The sequence below is a fragment of the Kitasatospora sp. NPDC051164 genome (assembly GCF_044455625.1).
Taxonomy (GTDB): Bacteria; Actinomycetota; Actinomycetes; order Streptomycetales; family Streptomycetaceae; genus Kitasatospora.
In genome coordinates this window covers 51487-70562 of sequence record NZ_JBITFB010000016.1, presented here as the reverse complement: position 1 = coordinate 70562, position 19076 = coordinate 51487, and the positions used below count along the sequence as shown (strand labels likewise).

Here is a 19076-nt window from a genome sequence, read left to right as displayed (position 1 = left end):
GCATTTGGTCCTGCACTGAACTGTGCGCAGTGGCGCAATCACCGGGCCGACCAACCCAGCCGACCAACCGCGCCGATCGGCTGGTCAACGGCCTCCCCGCAGGTCAGCCCCCGGACTGCGACAAGGTCCCCGCCCCGGCCCCCGTGAGAGCGCCCGCCGCGCCCGTGGGCTGGGTGGTCGGCTGCGAGGTCGGGTCCGTGGTCGGCTGGGTGGTCGGAGTCGGCCGCGTGGTGGGTCGCCCGGTCGGCCGGGAGGTGGGTTGGGTGGTCGGCTGGGTGGTCGCGGGAGCCGTCGGTGCCGTGGTGGCCCCGCCGCCGGTGCCGTCCGACGGCGACGTCGGGCCGGAGCCCGACCCGTCGCCGGGCGGGGTGGTGGCGCCGCTGCTCGGACCGCCGGTGGGGGCGCCCGTCGACGGGGTGCCGCTCGGCGTGCTCGGGCTGGTCGGCAGGTCGGTGGCGCCCGAGGAGTCGCCGCCGTCGGCGGGGGTCGGGAAGTCGCTGACCGGCTGGCCCTTGAGCGCGGCCTTCATGTAGCCGGTCCAGATCTGCGCCGGGTACTGGCCGCCCGCCGCGCCGTCGATCCCGCCGACGCCGCTCAGGCTGACCTGGGCGCCGGTGACCGGGTCCTGGCCGAACAGTGCGACCGAGGTGACCAGCTCGGGGGTGTAGCCGACGAACCAGACGGACTTCTGGTCGTCGGTGGTGCCGGTCTTGCCCGCCACCGGGCGGCCGAGCGACTTGGCCCGCCAGCCGGTGCCGCCCGGGTCGTTCACCACGCCCTGGAGCATCGAGGTGACCTGGTTGGCGGTGTCCGCGCTGACCGCCTGGGTGGTCTTGTGCGCGGGCAGCGACACGGCCTCGCCGTCGCGGTCCACCGACTGCACCAGCCACGGGGTGATCTGCTTGCCGCCGTTGTCCAGCGTGGCGTACACGCCGGCCATGTCGAGCACGCTCGGGGTGGCCGCGCCCAGCGGGATGGAGGGGACCGGGTCGAGGCCCGGGGTGGTGCCGGGCAGGCCCAGCGCGATGCCGGTGTCCCGGACCTTCTGCAGCCCGGTGTCCTGCGCGAGCTGCGCGAACGCCGAGTTGACCGACCAGTCGGTGGCCTGCTGCAGGGTGATCTGGCCGTAGCTCTTGTCACCCTCGTTCGGCGGCGCGTACGGGGTGCCCTTGCCGCCGCGGACCTTCCGGCCGCTGGTGCCGTCGTAGACCGTGTGCGGGGTGACGGTGCGGCCGTCCTGGGTCTTGGCGCCGTTCTCGAAGGCGGCGGCCAAGGCGATCGCCTTGAAGGTCGAACCGGCCTGGTAGTCGCGCCGGGTCGCGTTGTCCACGTAGTGCTTCACGTAGTCGACGCCGCCGTACAGGGCGACGATGGCACCGGTCTTCGGGTCCACCGAGACGGCGCCGGCCTGGGCGGCCGCGTCCTTCTTCCGCTTGTCCGGGTTCAGGGTGTCGCGCAGCTGCGCCTGGACGGAGTCCTGCATGGCCTGCTGGCGGCCGGGGTCGATGCTCAGCTTGATCGTGTAGCCGCCCTTGGCCAGCTCGGTCTCGCTGATGGCCCCGTTCGAGGTCAGGTACTGGGTGGCCGCGTTCACCAGGTAGCCGGCCTGGCCGGACAGGCCCGGGTTCGGCTGCGGGTCCCGGACGTCCGGGAAGGTGGTCTTGGCCCGCTCCTCGCCGGGGAGCCAGCCCTCCTTGACCATGCCGTCGAGCACGTAGTTCCAGCGGTTGACGGCGTTCTGCTTGCCCGCCTCGGTGGCGGTGGCCACGTCGTAGGCGCTCGGCGCGTTCAGCAGGGTGGCCAGGTAGGCGCCCTGCGCAGGGGAGAGCGCGGAGGCGTCGACGCCGAAGTAGGCCTGGGCGGCGGCCTGGATGCCGTAGGCGCCGCGGCCGTAGTACGAGGTGTTCAGGTAACCGGAGAGGATGTCGTCCTTGCTCTCGGTGGCGTCCACCTTGATGGCGATGAAGAGTTCCTTCACCTTGCGGGTGACCGACTGCTTCTGGCTCAGGTACGTGTTCTTCACGTACTGCTGGGTGATGGTGGAACCGCCCTGGGTGCCCTGGCCCTGGGCGGTGTTGACCGCGGCCCGGACCAGGCCCTGGATGTTGACCGCGCCCTCGTTGTAGAAGTTGCGGTCCTCGGCGGCCAGCGCGGCGTGCTGGGCGGCGGGGGAGACCTTGTCCAGGGTGACGTTCTGCCGGTTGGTCTGGCCGGTGCGGGTGATCACCGAACCGTCCGAGTAGAGCCAGGTGTTGCTCTGCGCGGTCGCGGCGGCGTGCGCGTCCGGGACCTTCACCAGCGTGATCCCCAGCACGAACAGGCCGATGCCGAGCAGCAGCGCCGAGGCGAAGCCGAGCAGGGTCATCCGCCAGGTGGGTACCAGCCGACGCCAGCCGGTGCGCTTCGGACGGCGCGGCTTCCTGCCGCCGGACCCGCCGGACCCGCCGGACCCGCCGGCGACACCGGACACGCCGGCGAGACCGGCCGCGCCGGTGGGGCGCTTGAACCGCTTGACCGGCCGGAGACTGATCGACGGCGTGCGACGGCCGCTCTGGGCGTTTCGGGACAAAGCGCGGCCTTTCCTGCGGGCGGACCGAAGCAGCCTGCACGGGCGTGGGGCATCGGCGGGTGGGGGCATCGGCGGTGGGGACCTTTGTCCCGATTCCGGTTCTACTGCCCTGGACGAGCGGGACGGGCCCGATGGCTCCGTCGGATCGGCGATCGAGACCGACATCACACACAAATCGGACGTCGAAGGCCAAAAAATCGGGGAGCCCCTCGCAGTGCGAGAGGCTCCCCAATGTCTGTGCGCCGCCAGGGACTCGAACCCCGGACCCGCTGATTAAGAGTCAGCTGCTCTAACCAACTGAGCTAGCGGCGCCTGCTGACCTGGAAAACAATACACGGTCTCGAGGGGTGCCTCGAACCGCCCCGGTCGACCGGCGACCGATCCGTCCCTTTCCGTCCGGTTGGGCTGGAGTTCGCCGCTGGTTAGGGTGGAACCGTGCCCAGCCCCCAGCCAGGACAGCGCACCGCGCGGACCACGGTCGCCGCCCTGCTGCTCAGCGCCGTGGCGTACACCGCCTGGGTGCTGGAGGTCATGCCGAGTACCGGCCTCGACCCGGTGCAGGCGTACGTCAGCGAACTCGCCGCCGAGGACCAGCCGCTGGGCGGCCTGTTCCGGGCCACCGACCTGGCCGCCGGGCTCTGCCTGCTCGCCGCCGCCGGCACCGCCCTCGTGAGCGGCCTCACCGGCGGCCCTGCCACCGGGCGGGCCGGGGATTCCCGGCGCGGCCGCTGGGCGCTCGTCGGCTGGTCCGCCCTGGCCCTGTTCGGCGCCGCGACCGCCGCCGACTCCCGGCTGCCGCTCAGCTGCACCCCCACCAGCGACGAGATGTGCGCGGCCCGCGAGACCGCCGGGCTCGTCCCCGCGACCCACACCGCGCACGCCGTCACCAGCAGCCTCGCGATGCTCGGGGCGCTCACCGCGCTGGTCGCGCTCACCGTCGCCGCCCGCCGTTACGGCTGGTGGCCGCCGGTGCGCCGGCTCGGACCCTGGCTGCTGGGCGCCGAACTGCTCGCCACCGGCTGGAGCCTCGCCGCGATCGCCGCCTTCCAGGCCGGGCGCGGCACCTGGGCGCTCGGGGCCGGCCAGCGGCTACAGGTGTTGCTGGTCGCGCTCTGGCTGGCCGTTCTGGCGGTGGGCGTCGCCCGGTTCACCACGTCCGCCCGGTCCACCCGGCGGGACGGGCCAGGGGAGCAGCGTCACCAGGCCGGGCCGCTCCCGGAACGGAGGCCGACATGACCGCACCCGGCGAGCCCGGCACCCCCGGAGGCCCCCACACCCCCGGAGGCCCGCACACCCCCGGCGACCCCCGCCGGCCCGACGACCCCGGCACCCGGGCGTGCTTCCTGCGGATCGACGGTGTCCCGCTGCACGTCCGCATTGAGGGCAGCGGCCCGGTCTGCCTGCTCAGCGGCGGCCTCGGCAGCAGCTGGTTCGACTGGGACCTCGTCGTCCCCTTCCTCACCACGTACCGCACCGTGGTCCGCTTCGACCGGCCCGGTTACGGGCTGAGCGCCGCCGAGCCCGCCACCGGGCGGCCCGCCCCGACGGCGGCCGGCGAGGCCGGGCGGATCCGGGCGGTGCTGGATGGCCTCGGGCTGCGCGAGCCCTGCACCGTCGTCGGCCACTCGCTCGCCGGTTTCCACGTCGAGGCCTTCGCCCGGCTGCACCCGGAGCGGACCGCCGGGCTGGTCCTGGTCGACGGCAGCGTTGAACCGGCGGCCCGGCCGTACCCGGCGCCCGGCGCGCGCGACCTGGCGGCCCGGGCGGCGGCCGGCGCCGCCACCGCCCTCGCCGTGCCGTACCTGCTGGGCCCGACCGCCCGCCGGATGGCGGCCCGGCTGTCCACCGTCCGCCGCGAGGACCTCGCCCCGGCACCGCTGGTCCGGCACTGCTACGGCACCGGCCGGGCCCTGCGCGCGCTGCTGCGGGAGAACGCGCGCTACCTCGACGTGGCGGCCGAGCTGGACGGGCTGCGGCGCACCCGGCCGCTGCCCGAGGAGCTGCCTGTCACCGTGCTGGCCGCCGACGACGGCTGCCGGACCCGCCGCACCGAGGCCTGGCTGGCCGAGCAGCGGGAACTCGCGGCGCTGCTCGGCGCCGACTTCCGCACTACGGCTCCGGCCGGGCACCTGGTGATGTTCGACCGCCCGGACGCGGTGGCCTCGGCCGTACTCGACACGAGCTGAGGCCCCGGGCGGATCGGCTCGCCCTCGGGCCCCGGTGCAGTCGGCGTTCCAACCGGGCCGTCCCGGTCATGGTGGGAAGGTCCACCCGCTCCGGAAACGCCTCAGGCCGCCCACCGGAGTGGACGGCCTGAGACCTTGCCATGTGCGCCGCCAGGGACTCGAACCCCGGACCCGCTGATTAAGAGTCAGCTGCTCTAACCAACTGAGCTAGCGGCGCGTGCTGACGTCGAAGACATTACACGGCGCCGGGCCGATCCGCCGAATCGTATTCGAGTGATCACTCTTTGTGATGATCCGCAGGTGGCGGCTCCGGGTGGTGGCAGGCCGCCTGGTGGTCCGCCCCCGGCGCGCTGCCGGTCAGCGCCGGCCGTTCCTGCTCGCAGCGGGCCCGGTCCGCCGGGGCCGTGAGCCCGGCGTAGCGCGGGCAGCGGGTGCGGAAGGGGCAGCCGGTGCGGCGCTCGGTGGGGGAGGGCGGGTCGCCGGCGAGCAGGATGCGGTCGCGGGCGCGCTCGGCGGCGGGGTCGGGGAGCGGGACGGCGGAGAGCAGGGCGCGGGTGTACGGGTGACGGGGGCGGTCGAAGACGGCGGAGACCTCGCCCTGCTCGACCGTCCGGCCGAGGTACATCACGCTGACCCGGTCGGCGAGGTGCCGGATCACCGAGAGGTCGTGCGAGACGAACAGGTAGGAGAGCCCGAGCTCCGCCTTGAGCGCCTGCAGCAGGTTGAGCACCCCGGCCTGGATGGAGACGTCCAGTGCGGAGACCGGTTCGTCCAGCACCAGCAGTTTGGGGCGGACGGCGAGCGCCCGGGCGATCGAGACGCGCTGGCGCTGCCCGCCGGAGAACTGGTGCGGGTAGCGGACGGCGTGGTCGGGGTCGAGGCCGACCTGGCGGAGCAGTTCGGGCACCCGGCGGGCGATCTCCGCGCGGGGGGTGTGCTGGGCGAGCAGGGGTTCCGCGACGATGTCGCCGATCGGCATCCGGGGGTCGAGGCTGGCCATCGGGTCCTGGAAGACGATCTGCAGTTCGGCGCGGAGCCGGTGGACTTCGGCCCGGGTCAGCTTCGCGGTGTCATGGCCGAGCAGTTCGATCCGGCCGGTCTCCGGGGCGCCGAGCCGCAGCAGTTCGAACAGGGTGGTGGACTTGCCGGAGCCGGACTCCCCGACCAGGCCGAGGGTCTCGCCCTCGCGCAGGTCGAGGTCGACGCCGTCCACCGCGTACACCTCGCCGACCTTGCGCTTGAACACCGTGCCCTTGCGTAGCGGAAACGTTTTGCCGAGGCCGCTCACCGCCAGTACCGGCGCCAGGTCGGCGCGGTCACCGGGAGCGGAGGCGGCGGGCAGCTCCGGCACGGGGTAGACCTCGGACGGCGCGGGCCGCCGCTCGGCGAGCTCCGCCGACCGCACGCACGCCGACAGGTGTTCGTCCGCACCCTCCGAAGCCGGCCCGGGGACGGCCTCCAGGACGGGTTCCGCTGTCGAGCACTCCTCCTCCGCCAGCGGGCAGCGCGCCGTGAACGGGCAGCCCGGCGGCAGCTCGGCCATCGGCGCCGGGGCGCCGGGGATCGGCACCAGCGGACCGCCGCGCCCGTCGAGCCGGGGCAGCGCGCCGATCAGCCCGAGCGAGTACGGGTGGTGCGGGGCCGCGAACAGCTCGTCCACGGCGGCCGTCTCGACCACCCGCCCCGCGTACATCACCGCGACCCGGTCGGCCGTTCCGGCGATCACCCCGAGGTCGTGGCTGACCAGGACGAGCGCGGCGCCGGTCTCCCGGCGGGCGGTGCGCAGCACGTCCAGCACCTGGGCCTGGATGGTGACGTCGAGTGCGGTGGTGGGCTCGTCGGCGAGCAGGATGTCGGGCTCGTTGGCGACGGCCATGGCGATCATCGCGCGCTGGCGCATGCCGCCGGAGAACTCGTGCGGGAAGCTGTCCAGGGCCCGGTCGGGCGCCGGGATGCCGACCAGGTCGAGGAGTTCGGCGGCCCGGCGCCGCGCGGTGGCCTTGTCCACCCGCTGGTGGATGCGGACCGCCTCGGCGATCTGGTCGCCGATCCGGTAGACCGGGGTGAAGGCGGAGAGCGGGTCCTGGAAGACCATGGCGACCCGGCGGCCGCGGATCGCCGCGAGCTCCCTGCCCGGCAGCCCGACCAGCTCCCGTCCGTCCAGCCGCACCGATCCGCTGACCTGGGCCGTCCCGGGCAGCAGCCCGAGCACGGAGAGGGCGGTGACGGACTTGCCCGAGCCGGACTCGCCGACGATGCCGAGGGTCTCGCCGCGCCGCAGGGTGAGGTCCACCCCGCGGACGGCGGGGACCGGGCCGTGCGGCCCGGCGAAGTCGACCCGCAGGTCCCGGACGGCGAGCAGCGGGGTTTCGACGGTGGTGGTCACGGGTGCTTCCTACGGGAACGAAGGCTGCTGACGGAACGACGGCTGTCGGCGGAACGGCCGGAACGGCCGGAACGGCGGGAAAGGGGAGAGCGGCGGGGCGCGGTGCCGGAGGTGGGGTCGAGGGCGTCGCGCAGCCCGTCCCCGATCAGGTTGACGGCGAGAACGAACAGCACCAGCAGCCCGGCGGCGAAGTAGAACAGCCAGGGGAACACCGGGGCCTCGCTGGTCCCGGCGGCGAGCAGGGTGCCGAGCGAGACGTCCGGCGCCTTGACCCCGAAGCCGAAGTAGGAGAGCGCGGTCTCGCTCATCACGGCGCCGCCGACCGCGATGGTGGCGTCGATGATGAGGAAGGAGGCGACGTTCGGCAGGATGTGCCGGCTGATGATCCGCAGCGGTCGCACGCCCATGAACCGTGCGGCGCGGACGAATTCGCGCTCGCGCAGGGAGATGGTCATCGAGCGGACCACCCGGGCGGTGATCATCCAGTTGAACAGCGCGAGCAGCAGGACGAAGGCGATCCAGCCGGCACTGTTCAGCCGGGACGAGACGACGGTGATGACCAGGAAGGCGGGGAAGACCAGCAGCAGGTCCACCACGAACATCAGCGCCCGGTCCGCCCAGCCGCCGAAGTAGCCGGCGCAGGCGCCGACCACGGACGCCAGCACGGTGGAGAAGAGCGCCACCAGCAGGCCGATGATCAGCGACTTCTGCAACCCGCGGACGGTCTGCGCGAACACGTCCTGACCGACCCCGTTGGTGCCGAACCAGTGGTCGGCGGAGGGGGGTTGGTGCAGCGCGGAGAAGTCGGGGGTGGCGTAGTGCCAGGGCGTGAGGTACGGCCCGCCGAAGGCGAGCGCGAACAGCAGCAGCACGATGACGGCCCCGGCGAGGGCCCCGCGGGCGGCGAGCAGCCGGGCCAGGACGAGCCGTCCGCGGCCGCTCGCCCGGGGCGCGCCGACCGAAGCCGCGGGTGCCGTGAGGGCCGTGGGCCCTGTGGGTTCGGTGGGCTCGGCCGGTTCGACGGAGAGGGTGGTCATCTCGGGTCTCCTCCGGTCAGGACCGCACGCGCGGATCGAGGGCGGCGTGCAGGGTGTCGGCGAGGAAGCCGGAGGCGAGGACGACGACCGCGGTGAACAGGTTGATCGCCACCACCGAGTTGACGTCCTGTTCGTTGATCGACTGGATCAGCCACTCGCCCATGCCGTGCCAACCGAAGATCGTCTCGGTGAAGATCGCGCCGGTGAAGATGCCCAGGAAGCTGTAGGCGAACATGGTCGACATCGGGATCACGGCGGTGCGCAGCCCGTGCTTCAGCAGCGCCCGGCCGCGGGTGAGGCCCTTGGCCTCGGCGGTGCGCAGGTAGTCGGAGCCGAGCACGTCGAGCATGGTGCCGCGCTGGTAGCGGCTGTAGGTGGCGAGGCCGCCGAGGGCCAGCGAGATGGTCGGCAGCAGCAGGTGCAGCGCCCAGTCGGCGAGGTGGGTGCCGAGGCCGCCGGCCAGTCCGGGGGTCTCGTAGCCGGTGAACGGGATCACCTCGTGGCCGGCCGCGTCCTTGGCGGCGATGGCGCCGTTCTTGAGGAACAGCGCGACCAGGAAGACCGGCGTGGAGAGCAGCACGAAGGACAGCACGGTCAGCAGCCGGTCGGAGATCCGGTACTGGCGGACGGCGCTCCACGCCCCGACGGCGATGCCGAGGACGATGCCGAGCAGGCTGCCGATCAGCAGCAGCCGCAGGGAGACCCAGACCCGCCGGCCGAAGTCGTCGGTGACCGGGGTGTCGTGGATGGTCCGGCCGAGATCGCCGTGGAGCAGCCCGCCGGCCCAGTGGCCGAAGCGCTCGACCACCGGGGTGTGGTCGTTCAGGTTGAGCGCGGTGAGCTGGCGTTCGACCGATTCGGCGGACGGGCGAGGCAGCTTGGCCTCGAAGTAGGTGCGCGGCTGCAGGGCTGTCGCGGAGATCGCGTAGGCCAGGAAGACGGCGGCGATCAGCAGCACCGCGTAGTAGCTCAGCCGCTTCGCCAGGTAGCTGAGCATCAACGGCCGCCCGGGGTGGGGGCGGGGCCGACGCGTCTGGTGGGCATCGGATGGTGGCCTTCGGTCGGGGCCCGGTCCGGGCGTCAGGTGGCAGGAGTGGCAGGTGAGTTGGGAACGTGCAGGTCAGAGTGAAACACCCGGGGACGGCGGTGGTGTTGCGGTGGTATTGCCGCCTGTGACGTTTGGATCAGGCGTTCGCTCCTCCCCCTGGTGGCGGATCTGATCCGCTGTTACGTTCCTCTGGCTCGGTGCCGGTTTGAGTGCCCATGCTCAAGCCTTGTCACACCTCGCGCGGCACAACTCCCGCATCGCAGAACTCACCCAGGGGGACCTCATGGACGCTTCCACTACGGCCCGCCGTCTCGGCAGGACGGCCGCGCTCGCCGTCGCCGTCGCGCTGGCGGTCACCGCGTGCACCTCGGGCGGGAGCGGTTCGGGCGACGGCGTGGCCAAGAGCGAGCCGCCGAGACAGGACTCCCAGGACATCAACGCCAAGCCGCTGGACCAGGTCAAGGACGGCGGCGAGGTGCGGCTCCCGCTCTACCAGTGGATCACCCAGTGGAACCCGTTCCAGGTGGACGGCACCTACGGCGACGCGATCTCGATCATGCGCACGCTGGAGCCGTCGCTCTTCAACACGGACGCCTCGGGCACCTTCCAGCCCAACCTCGACTACCTGGTGGAGGCGAAGGTCACCTCGACCTCGCCGCAGGTGATCACCTACAAGCTCAACCCCAAGGCCAAGTGGTCCGACGGCAAGCCGCTCGGTTACCAGGACTTCAAGGCGGACTGGCAGGCCAGCAACGGCAAGGACGCCGCGTACAACATCTCCGACTCGTCCGGGTACGAGCGGATCTCGGCCGTCGAGCAGGGCGCCGACCCGAGCGAGGTGAAGGTGACCTTCTCCGAGCCGTACGCGGACTGGCAGAACCTGTTCCGCCCGCTGATCCCGGCCGCCGGGATCTCCACCCCGGACGACTTCAACAAGGGCTGGGTGGAGAAGATCCCGATCACCGCGGGCTCCCTCAAGGTCGGCGTCGCGGACAAGACCGCGCAGACCCTCACCCTCGTCCCGGACCCGGCCTGGTGGGGCACCAAGCCCAAGCTGGACCGGCTGACCTTCCGGGTGATGTCCCAGTCCGCGACCACCCAGGCCTACCTCAACAACGAGATAGACCTGGCCACCGCCGGCACCGCCACCGCGTACGGGCAGCTCAAGGACGCCAAGGACACCGTGATCCGCGCGGCCAGCCCGTGGGACGAGGTGCACATCTCCTTCGGCGGGGGCGGCGCGCTGGCGGACCAGCGGGTCCGCCAGGCGCTCGGCAAGGCGCTCGACCGTTCGGCGCTGATCAAGATCGCCAACAACGGGGTGCCGGTCGAGTTCAAGCCGCTCGGCAACCACGTCTTCATGCCCAACCAGAGCGGCTACCAGGACAACTCAGGCGAGTGGGCCAAGTTCGACCAGGCCGCCGCCAAGAAGCTGCTGGACGACGCCGGTTGGAAGGAGGCCGGCAGCGGCCAGCCGCGCACCAAGGACGGGCAGCCGCTGGAGCTGCACTGGGTGATCAACGACGCCACCCCGCAGGCCCAGCTCGACCTGGCCACCGCGGCGGCCGCGATGTGGCAGGCGGCCGGGGTCAAGGTCGCCCTGGACAAGGTGCCGTCCAACGACTTCTTCACCAAGTACGTGAACCCGGGCAAGTTCGAGATCGCGAGCTGGCGCAACACCGACTCGTTCCCGCTGTCCAAGAGTCTGTCGAACTTCCGCCTGCCGGTGGGCGACAACAGCTTCGAGAACCCCTCACGCCTGGGCACCCCGGAGATCGACGACCTACTGAAGAAGGCGGCCGGGACGGTCGACCCGGCGGAGGCCGCGAAGCTCTACAACCAGGCGGACGCGAAGATCTGGGAGCTCGGCCACACCGTCGAGCTCTACCAGCGGCCGGTCGTGTTGGCGGTGCGCAAGGGCCTCGCCAACTACGGTGCCTTCGGGCTGGCGGGGGAGGACTACAGCAAGGTCGGCTGGGAGAAGTAGCCGTCGCGGACACGGCGAGGCGGGCCGCACGGCAGGCGCTGGCGAGCAGCGCGGTGATCACGAGGCCGGTGGTGCGGACACGGGAAGGTCGGTTCTGCCGCCCCCGCTGTCCCGCCACCGGCCTTGACCTTCCGCGTTGCCCGCAGACCGCCCGTGTCATGGAGCCCCGCAGGGCCCGCGCTTTTCCGACCGGGGATGAATCTAGCGGCGCTCCGGTCCCGCACGGCGCAGCGCGCGGGGCGCGCCCGGAAACCCGCCGCGCTGTCACCCGGTTCGCGCACCGGAGCGTCAACTGGGGCTGACGGAAAGGAAAAAAGGGACATTCGGGGTCACCGCGCCCGGGGGGCGCCCCAGGCTGCCGTACCGGCGCCCTGCCCTGGGCCCTGCCCTTCGCGCCGCCCTGCGCCGTGCCCTTCGCACCGCCCGGCGCCCTGCCTGGCGTACGGTCCGCGCCGGTGCGTGCGCCGGGCCCGGGGCGCTGCCAGGATGCGCGGGACGACCCGCCCCTCCCGCCCCCGGAGCAGCTTCGATGGCCAGCGAACCCGCCGCCGCGGTGCCCCGCGCGCACCACGTCGACCCGCCGCCGGTGCGCCGGATGATCCCGCGCGACCGCGACGAGCCGCACCGGGTCGCCACCCCGCTGGAACTCTTCTTCGACCTCTGCTTCGTGGTCGCGGTCGGCCAGGCCGGGCGCGAACTGGCCCACTCCCTCGCGGCCGGGCACTACGGCGAGGGGCTGCGCGGCTACGCGCTGGCTTTTTTTGCGATTTGGTGGGCCTGGATGAACTTCACCTGGTTCGCCTCCGCGTACGACTGCGACGACGTGCCGTACCGGGTCACCACGCTGGTGCAGATCGCCGGGGTCCTGATCCTCGCGGCCGGGGTGCCGCGGCTGTTCGCCACCCAGGACCTGGTGCTGGCGATCACCGGGTACGTGGTGATGCGTCTCGCGATGGTGACCCAGTGGCTGCGCGCCGCAGCCGGCGAGCAGGGCGAGGCGCGCCGGGTCGCGGTGCGGTACGCGGTGGGGATCGCGATCTGCCAGGTCGGCTGGACGGTGCTGCTGTTCCTGCCGCACGGTGCGCGCCCGTACGTCATCCCGGTCGGTGTGCTGTGCGAGTTGGCCGTGCCGGTGATCGCGGAGCTGCGGATGCAGACCTCCTGGCACCCGCACCACATCTCCGAGCGGTACGGGCTGTTCACCCTGATCGTGCTCGGCGAGACGGTGGCGGCGGCGACCGTCGCGGTGCAGTCGGCGGTGGACGAGCACGAGGAGCTGGGCCGGCTGGTGCCGGTGGCGATCGGCGGTCTGCTGATCTGCTTCGCCGCCTGGTGGATCTACTTCGCCCGGCCGGTCCACGAGCACCTGCGCTCCAACCGGCAGGCCTTCGCCTGGGGGTACGGGCACTACCTGGTGTTCGGTTCGGCGGCGGCGATCGGCGCCGGGCTGGAGGTGGCGGTGGAGTCGGCCGTGCACAAGGCGGAGATCTCCGAGACCGCCGCCACTGCGACGGTCACCGTACCGACCGCGGTCTACCTGGTCACGGTCTGGTTCCTGCACTCCCGGCACACCAAGCGCGGCATCGTCGCCCAGGCGGTGGCGCCGGTCGGGGCCGCGCTGGTGCTGGCCTGCACCGCGCTCGGCGGCTCCGGGGTGCTGGCGGCGGGCCTGGTCTGCGCGCTGATGGTGACGGTGGGCGTGCTGATCCACAGTCGGGAGGGACGGGTCCGGGGCGCTGCCTAGGGCTGCCCCAGGGATTCGGGGCATTGCCCAGGACCGCCCCAGAGGTCCGGGGCGTTGCCTAGGACCGCCCCAGCAGGACCGGTTCGTGTCGTGCCAGCCAGGCGAGGTAGGCCGGGTTGACCTTGGCCAGATCCAGGTAGGCGGCGCGCAGTTCGCCGTACAACGCGTCCAGTGCGGGTGGGCTGAGCGCGCGCGGGCGCCAGGTGAACAGCAGCCGGACGGCCAGCGGGTCCCCGTGCACCGGGCGGACGACCGTGCCGGGCCCGGGCGGGGCGGTCGGCTGGCAGGGGCGGACGGCCTCGCCCGAGGCGACCAGCTCGGCGGCGGTGGCGTTGTCCCGTACCTGCAGCACCCGGGGGTTGAGCCCGGCTTCGCTGAACACCCGGCGCATCGCCGCGTACTCGTGGTCGGCGGTCGGGTCGACCATCCAGGTGTCCTCGGCGAGTTCGGCGAGGCGGACGACCGGGCGGGCGGCGGCCGGGTGCCCGGCGGCCAGCTCGACGTACTGCGGCTCGCGGGCCATCAGCACCCGCTGCTCGGCGTCCGGCGGCACCCGCAGCGGGAAGCCCTCGCTCTCGTGCACGAAGGCCACGTCCAGCTGGTCGGCGGCGACCATCCGCAGCAGCGCGCTGGCCGAGACGTCGACGTGGATGGTGGTGTCGGTGTCGGGCAGCCGGTCGTGCACCCGGCGCAGCCAGGCCGCGACCGCCCGGCTGCCGACGCTGCCGATGCGCAGCCGCCGCTGCCGGCCGGGGCCGGTCGCGTCGCGGGCCTCCTGTCGGGCGGCGGCCACCAGCGCGGCCATCTCGGTGATCACCGGCCGGGCCCGGGAGAGCACCGAGTGGCCGAGCGCGGTGGGCCGGCTGCCGGTCTGCTCGCGGGTGAACAGGGTGCCGCCGATGGCCCGTTCGATGCGGTGCAGCTGGGTGGTGAGGGAGGGCTGGGTCATGCCGAGCTGGAGCGCGGCCTTGCGGAGGCTGCCGGTGTCGGCGATGGCGCACAGCACCCGGAGGTGTCTCACGTCGAGCTCCACGTCGGGAGCATAGACGCCATCGAGCCATCTCGCCAAGGACATGACAGGCAATCAAAGGCCCGTCGGCGGCCCGCCGGGCGGTTCGCACGCCAAACCGCACGGCAGGCCGCGTGACGGACCGTACGGCAGACCGCACGGCGGCACCCCGCCGGTATGCGGCGGTGCTATCGCCGGTTGACATCATCCGCGACAGGCCCGGGCGGGTCGAAGCTCGGGGGCAGCAACCCGCCCCGGCCACCGGCCGAGGCGGCCCCCACCGTGCGCCGCCGCCGTTGCCCGGCCCCCACCGGCTCCGGCGAGGCCGCGCACCGTGCATTCGGAGCCCCCACATGAAGCGATCCGTGCTGTCCGCCGCCCTGGGCCTCGCCCTCGCGGCCGGCCTCGCGACCCTGCCCGCCACCGCCGTCGCCGCGCCGGCGGCGCCCGCCGCCCCGGCCGCCCACGCCGTTCAGGGCTACACCCCGGCGACGTACGCCGGTTCGGCCGCGGAGGCCGCGAACAACCGGGCCTTCTTCCGGGCCGTGGTGGCCTCGGTCAAGGCCAAGCGGGCCGCCAACCCGTGGCTGCAGACCGTCACCGTCACCTACGACACCGCCAACGCCCCGTCCTTCACCAGCCAGATCGCCACCGCCGCGCAGATCTGGAACGGCTCCGTGCGCAACGTGCGGCTCCAGGAGGCCGGTGGCAACGGCGACTTCTCGTACTACGAGGGCAGCGACAGCCAGGGCTCGTACGCCAGCACCGACGGGCACGGCCACGGCTACGTCTTCCTCGACTACCAGCAGAACCAGGAGTACGACTCGGTGCGCGTCACCACCCACGAGACCGGGCACGTACTCGGCCTGCCCGACGACTACTCCGGCCCGTGCAGCGAGCTGATGTCGGGCGGCGGACCCGGCCCCTCCTGCACCAACCCGTACCCCGACGCCAACGAGCGCGGCCAGGTCGACTACCTCTGGGCGAACGGTCTCGCGGCGGCCGACCAGGCTGTCCGGTAGCCGAGTTCGGGGCGCGACGGGCCGCTCGGCCGGAATCGAGCGGCCCGCCGCTCTGGGTACTTCCCCGCCTCGGAGCCTAGCCGCCGCCCGAACGGAATGCCAGGGGAACGGTTGGGTCAAGGCCAGGGAAAGGCAGCTCGAATCGGCGAGAGCCCAGGGGTATTGCACGGAGCTATCGCGGATTGACATCATCCGCCCGCCCGCCGGGCTGCCCGAAGCTCTGGGGACATCACCCGTTGACCAGGTGTCCCCCCGGGCCGGCCCCCAACCGGCCACGGCACCACAGGAATCGGAGCCCCCACATGAAGCGATCCGTGCTGTCCGCCACCCTCGGCCTCGCCCTCGCGGCCGGCCTCGCCGTGCTGCCCACCACCGCCGCGGCCGCGGCCCCGGCCGCCCCGGCCGTGCAGGGCTACACCGCCTCGACGTACGCCGGTTCGGCCACCGAGTCCGCGGACAACCAGGCCTTCTACCAGGCCGTGATGGCCTCCGCGAAGGCCAAGCAGGCCGCCAACCCGGGCCTGGCGACCGTCGTGGTCACCTACGACGCCAGTTCGGCCCCGACCTTCCGCAACCAGATATCCCAGGCCGCGCAGATCTGGAACAGCTCGGTCGGCAACGTCCAGCTGCGGTCCGGCTCGGCCGCCGACTTCCGCTACTACGAGGGCAACGACAGCCGGGGCTCGTACGCCAGCACCGACGGGCACGGCAGCGGCTACATCTTCCTCGACTACCAGCAGAACCGGCAGTACAACTCGGTGCGGGTGACCGCCCACGAGACCGGGCACGTGCTCGGCCTGCCGGACCACTACTCCGGCCCGTGCAGCGAGCTGATGTCGGGCGGCGGCCCCGGCACGTCCTGCACCAACCCCTACCCGAACGGCACCGAGCGCAGCCGCGTCAACTCCCTCTGGGCGCGCGGCTGACGCTCCCGACAGACCCCGGACCGGCCGCCCCTCGCGGCCGGTCCGGGGTCTCCGCCGTGGGTTCCGGGATCGGTCACTCAAGGGCCTGGTCGCTGCGGGGCGTTGTCGGTGCCGCGTGCGAGCATGCGGCGAGACCGTACGCCCCCGACCGCAAGGTGCCGCCATGTCCCGTTCCGTCCCCGACCGGCTCGACGACCTTCCGTACGCCGAACTGCTGCGCCTGCACGCCGGCCCGCTGCGCAGCGACGAGCGGTACGACACCGCGCACTTCGACGGCGGCGAGCACACGGACGAGTCGGGCGCCGGGGCGGCCTTCCTGGAGTGCGCCTTCACCGGTGTCGCGCTCAGCGGGGTCAAGCTGCGCCAGGCCCGGTTCAACGAGGTCTGGGTGCAGGCCGGCCGCTGGGTGGCCTGCGACCTCAGTGACTCCGAGTGGCAGGACAGCGCGTTCGTCGGCGGTGTGCTGGCCGGGGTCGCCGGGTACGGCTCGGCGCTGCGCCGGGTCGTGTTCCGCGGCTGCAAGCTGGAGGCGGTCAACCTGCGGGCGGCCGTGCTGCGGGACGTCGTCTTCGAGGACTGTCTGCTGCGCGACGTGGACTTCGGCGAGGCGAAGCTGACGGGGGTGTCCTTCCCCGGCTCGACGCTGGAGGAGGTCCGGCTGCGCGGGGCCACGCTGAGCAAGACCGACCTGCGCGGCGCCGTCCGGCTCGGGCTGGCCGACGGCCACCAGGGGCTGCGCGGCGCGGTCATCAGCTCCACCCAGTTGCTGGAGCTGGCGCCCCAGTTCGCGAAGGCGCTGGGCATCGACGTGAAGGACCGCTGACGGCGGGCCGCCTCCGTCCCTCCCCGGCGTTTCCGTCGTGCGTTCAGCCCGGCGTCGCTCGGTGACACCCGGACGAACAGTCCGCCAATCCTGCTGCACGCATCTGGTGGCCGCTCCGTCCGAGGTGGAAACTGCTGCGCGATCGATGAGCCCGACTTGTGTACACAACATCGCCAGCGAAGGGACGGACTGGGCTGATGGCCGAGTTGAGTCGTAGGAAGTTCGTCACGCTGTCCGGCGCCGCCGCGGCCGGTCTCGCCGTGGCCGGCACCGGTGCGGCGGGAGCAGCCCCGGGCGCGCCCGCGGTGGCCTCCACCACCACGCTCCAGCAGACCGGCACCATCACCGACGCGCAGCACGTGGTGATCCTGATGCAGGAGAACCGCAGCTTCGACCACTACTTCGGCACGCTGCGCGGCGTGCGCGGCTTCGCCGACCGCAGCGCGATCCAGATCGCCGGTGGCTACAGCGTCTTCAACCAGCCCAACGGCCTGCTCAGCCGCCAGTACCCGTGGCAGTTCAGCCAGACCAAGCCGGCCGGCGGCGCCGACCCCGAGCGCCTCGCCCAGTGCAACGGCGACCTCAGCCACGGCTGGAGCGACCAGCACAAGGCGTGGAACGGCGGCAAGCTGGACTCCTGGGTCGCCGCCAAGGGCAACGTCCGCACGCTCGGCTTCCTCACCCGCCAGGACATCCCGTTCCACTACGCGCTGGCCGAGAACTGGACCATCTGCGACGCGTACCACTGCTCCGTCCTGAGCGCGACCGGCCCCAACCGCACCTACCACTGGTCCGGCCAGATCGACCCGGCCGGCACCGCGGGCGGCCCGGCCTACGACGGCGGCGACGAGAAGGGCCTGCGCTGGCAGACCTACGCCGAGGCCCTGGAGAACGCCGGCGTCAGCTGGAAGGTCTACCAGAACGCCGCCGACAACTACGGCGACAACGCCCTCGCCTACTTCAGCCAGTTCTCCGGCGCCCCGGCCGGCAGCCCGCTGGCCGTCAAGGGCATGGGCTCGGTGCCCAAGGTCACCGGCAAGACCCCGGACGACATCGCCGCCGCGATCAAGGCCGACGTGCTGAACGGCACCCTCCCGCAGGTCTCCTGGATCGTCCCCGACCAGGCCTCCTCCGAGCACCCGTACGCCACCCCGGCCGACGGCGCGCACTTCGTCCACATGGTGATCGACGCGCTCAACGCGGACCCGAACGTCTTCAACTCGTCCGTCCTGTTCATCAACTACGACGAGAACGACGGCTTCTTCGACCACGTCCCGCCGCCGGTCGCCCCGGCCGGCACCCCGGGCGAGTTCTACAACGGCACCAACATCGGCCTCGGCTTCCGCGTCCCGCTGATCGCCGTCGCGCCCTGGACCCGCGGCGGCTGGGTCAACTCCGAGACCTTCGACCACACCTCGGTGCTGCGCTTCCTGGAGACCTGGACGGCCGCCCTCGGCACGCCCGCGCAGTGCGTGAACATCAGCGACTGGCGCCGCCGCGTCTGCGGCGACCTGACCAGTGCGTTCGACTTCGCCAACCCGGTCTACGGCCTGCCCGCGCTGCCGGACACCTCGCAGACCATCGGCCTGTCCGCCTGCGGTCCGCTGCCCAACCCGGCGCCGGTCAACAACCAGCTGCCGCTGCAGGAGAGCGGCACCCGCCCGGCCCGCGCCCTGCCCTACCAGCCGAACGCCAACCTGGACCACCTGGAGTTCGGCTCCGGCGGGGTGATGAAGGTCTGGATCACGATGGCCAACCAGGGCGCGGCAGCGCTGAAGTCCGCGCACTTCGCCGCCTACGCCAACGCCTACCGCAGTGGCGGCCCGTGGCAGTACACCGTCGACCCGGGCGGCAACACCAGCGACTTCTTCAACTGCGGCACCGGCTTCGGCGGCGGCCCGTACGACCTGACGGTGGTCGGCCCCAACCGCTTCCTGCGCCGTTTCAAGGGTGACGCCACCAAGGCGGGCAAGGGCGCGGCCGTCACCGCCTCGTACGCGATCGAGCCGGGCACCGGCAAGCTCGCCCTCTACTTCACGCTGGCCAACAACGGCGGCACGCCGCTGACCTTCACCATCGCGTCCAACAACTACCGCACGGACGGCCCCTGGACGTACCAGGTCCCGGCCGGCGGCAGCGTCAGCGACTTCTTCAACGCCGTGGCGTACACCAACGGCTGGTACGACTTCACGGTGACGGTGGACGCGGACAGCAGTTGGTCCCAGCGCTTCACCGGCCACCTGGAGGCGGGCACGCCCAGCATCACCGGCTGACGACCGCCCTCACCGCGTGCAACGGCGGCCCCACGACCCGGCACCTCGGGTGGTGGGGCCGCCGTC

Annotated in this window: 13 protein-coding genes and 2 tRNA genes; 8 read left to right on the top strand and 7 right to left on the bottom strand. The window is 72.6% G+C overall.

Going from position 1 to position 19076, the window contains the following annotated elements; all coding sequences use genetic code 11:
- Positions 1-103: 103 nt before the first annotated feature.
- Both ACIBEC_RS24090 and ACIBEC_RS24085 read right to left on the bottom strand, forming a co-directional pair.
- A complete protein-coding gene (locus ACIBEC_RS24090; protein WP_360497076.1) occupies positions 104-2569 on the bottom strand; it encodes a transglycosylase domain-containing protein in 2466 nt (821 codons plus the stop codon).
- Between the two features lie 238 nt (positions 2570-2807).
- Positions 2808-2881: transfer RNA gene (locus tag ACIBEC_RS24085), tRNA-Lys, on the bottom strand.
- Positions 2882-3004: 123 nt separating this feature from the next.
- On the opposite strand from ACIBEC_RS24085, the gene ACIBEC_RS24080 reads away from it, so the two are divergent.
- Positions 3005-3805 carry a DUF998 domain-containing protein gene (locus ACIBEC_RS24080; RefSeq protein ID WP_360497078.1) on the top strand — a complete coding sequence of 267 codons (801 nt, stop codon included), beginning with the start codon at positions 3005-3007 and terminating at the stop codon, positions 3803-3805.
- Complete coding sequence (locus tag ACIBEC_RS24075) at positions 3802-4755, top strand: alpha/beta hydrolase (protein WP_360497081.1); 954 nt, start codon at positions 3802-3804, stop codon at positions 4753-4755. Before ACIBEC_RS24080 ends, ACIBEC_RS24075 begins: the two co-directional genes overlap by 4 nt.
- Before the next feature lie 143 nt (positions 4756-4898).
- Here ACIBEC_RS24075 and ACIBEC_RS24070 read toward each other — a convergent pair.
- From ACIBEC_RS24070 to ACIBEC_RS24055, 4 genes are all read right to left on the bottom strand, one after another.
- Positions 4899-4972: transfer RNA gene (locus ACIBEC_RS24070), tRNA-Lys, on the bottom strand.
- A 60-nt stretch (positions 4973-5032) separates the two neighbouring features.
- The gene (locus tag ACIBEC_RS24065; RefSeq protein WP_360497084.1) at positions 5033-7141 is read right to left on the bottom strand and encodes an ABC transporter ATP-binding protein; all 2109 of its coding nucleotides are present in this window, start codon (positions 7139-7141) and stop codon (positions 5033-5035) included.
- Positions 7138-8178 carry an ABC transporter permease gene (locus ACIBEC_RS24060; protein ID WP_360497087.1) on the bottom strand — a complete coding sequence of 347 codons (1041 nt, stop codon included), beginning with the start codon at positions 8176-8178 and terminating at the stop codon, positions 7138-7140. Before ACIBEC_RS24060 ends, ACIBEC_RS24065 begins: the two co-directional genes overlap by 4 nt.
- Before the next feature lie 16 nt (positions 8179-8194).
- The gene (locus ACIBEC_RS24055) at positions 8195-9175 is read right to left on the bottom strand and encodes an ABC transporter permease (RefSeq protein WP_360497090.1); all 981 of its coding nucleotides are present in this window, start codon (positions 9173-9175) and stop codon (positions 8195-8197) included.
- 334 nt (positions 9176-9509) lie between these two features.
- Here ACIBEC_RS24055 and ACIBEC_RS24050 point away from each other — a divergent pair, with 334 nt between their 5' ends.
- A complete protein-coding gene (locus ACIBEC_RS24050) occupies positions 9510-11213 on the top strand; it encodes an ABC transporter family substrate-binding protein (protein WP_360497093.1) in 1704 nt (567 codons plus the stop codon).
- Positions 11214-11742: 529 nt separating this feature from the next.
- The gene (locus tag ACIBEC_RS24045; protein WP_360497096.1) at positions 11743-12957 is read left to right on the top strand and encodes a low temperature requirement protein A; all 1215 of its coding nucleotides are present in this window, start codon (positions 11743-11745) and stop codon (positions 12955-12957) included.
- Between the two features lie 58 nt (positions 12958-13015).
- Here ACIBEC_RS24045 and ACIBEC_RS24040 read toward each other — a convergent pair whose 3' ends face one another.
- Positions 13016-13990, bottom strand: a complete 975-nt coding sequence (locus ACIBEC_RS24040; protein WP_360497099.1) for a LysR family transcriptional regulator — start codon at positions 13988-13990, stop codon at positions 13016-13018.
- A 329-nt stretch (positions 13991-14319) separates the two neighbouring features.
- Here ACIBEC_RS24040 and snpA (ACIBEC_RS24035) point away from each other — a divergent pair, with 329 nt between their 5' ends.
- The 4 genes from snpA (ACIBEC_RS24035) (at position 14320) to ACIBEC_RS24020 (ending at position 19010) form a co-directional block, all read left to right on the top strand.
- Entirely contained in the window at positions 14320-14988 is a 669-nt protein-coding gene (gene snpA / locus ACIBEC_RS24035; RefSeq protein ID WP_360497102.1) for a snapalysin, read from the top strand.
- A 302-nt stretch (positions 14989-15290) separates the two neighbouring features.
- On the top strand, positions 15291-15914 hold the full coding sequence (snpA, locus tag ACIBEC_RS24030) for a snapalysin (RefSeq protein ID WP_360497105.1): 624 nt from the start codon (positions 15291-15293) through the stop codon (positions 15912-15914).
- 163 nt (positions 15915-16077) lie between these two features.
- Positions 16078-16737 (top strand): pentapeptide repeat-containing protein, encoded by a 660-nt coding sequence (locus tag ACIBEC_RS24025; RefSeq protein WP_360497108.1) that lies wholly within the window; start codon positions 16078-16080, stop codon positions 16735-16737.
- 197 nt (positions 16738-16934) lie between these two features.
- Positions 16935-19010, top strand: coding sequence for a phosphocholine-specific phospholipase C (locus tag ACIBEC_RS24020; protein WP_360497111.1), 2076 nt, complete (start codon positions 16935-16937; stop codon positions 19008-19010).
- Positions 19011-19076: the final 66 nt, after the last annotated feature.

What these genes read in the sequence shown, in the direction of transcription:
- ACIBEC_RS24075 (WP_360497081.1), top strand. Translation starts at nt 3,802, where the DNA reads ATGACCGCACCCGGCGAGCCCGGCACCCCCGGAGGCCCCCACACCCCC.
- ACIBEC_RS24060 (WP_360497087.1), bottom strand. Translation starts at nt 8,178, where the DNA reads ATGACCACCCTCTCCGTCGAACCGGCCGAGCCCACCGAACCCACAGGG.
- ACIBEC_RS24055 (WP_360497090.1), bottom strand. Translation starts at nt 9,175, where the DNA reads ATGCTCAGCTACCTGGCGAAGCGGCTGAGCTACTACGCGGTGCTGCTG.
- ACIBEC_RS24050 (WP_360497093.1), top strand. Translation starts at nt 9,510, where the DNA reads ATGGACGCTTCCACTACGGCCCGCCGTCTCGGCAGGACGGCCGCGCTC.
- ACIBEC_RS24045 (WP_360497096.1), top strand. Translation starts at nt 11,743, where the DNA reads ATGGCCAGCGAACCCGCCGCCGCGGTGCCCCGCGCGCACCACGTCGAC.
- snpA (WP_360497102.1), top strand. Translation starts at nt 14,320, where the DNA reads ATGAAGCGATCCGTGCTGTCCGCCGCCCTGGGCCTCGCCCTCGCGGCC.
- snpA (WP_360497105.1), top strand. Translation starts at nt 15,291, where the DNA reads ATGAAGCGATCCGTGCTGTCCGCCACCCTCGGCCTCGCCCTCGCGGCC.
- ACIBEC_RS24025 (WP_360497108.1), top strand. Translation starts at nt 16,078, where the DNA reads ATGTCCCGTTCCGTCCCCGACCGGCTCGACGACCTTCCGTACGCCGAA.
- ACIBEC_RS24020 (WP_360497111.1), top strand. Translation starts at nt 16,935, where the DNA reads ATGGCCGAGTTGAGTCGTAGGAAGTTCGTCACGCTGTCCGGCGCCGCC.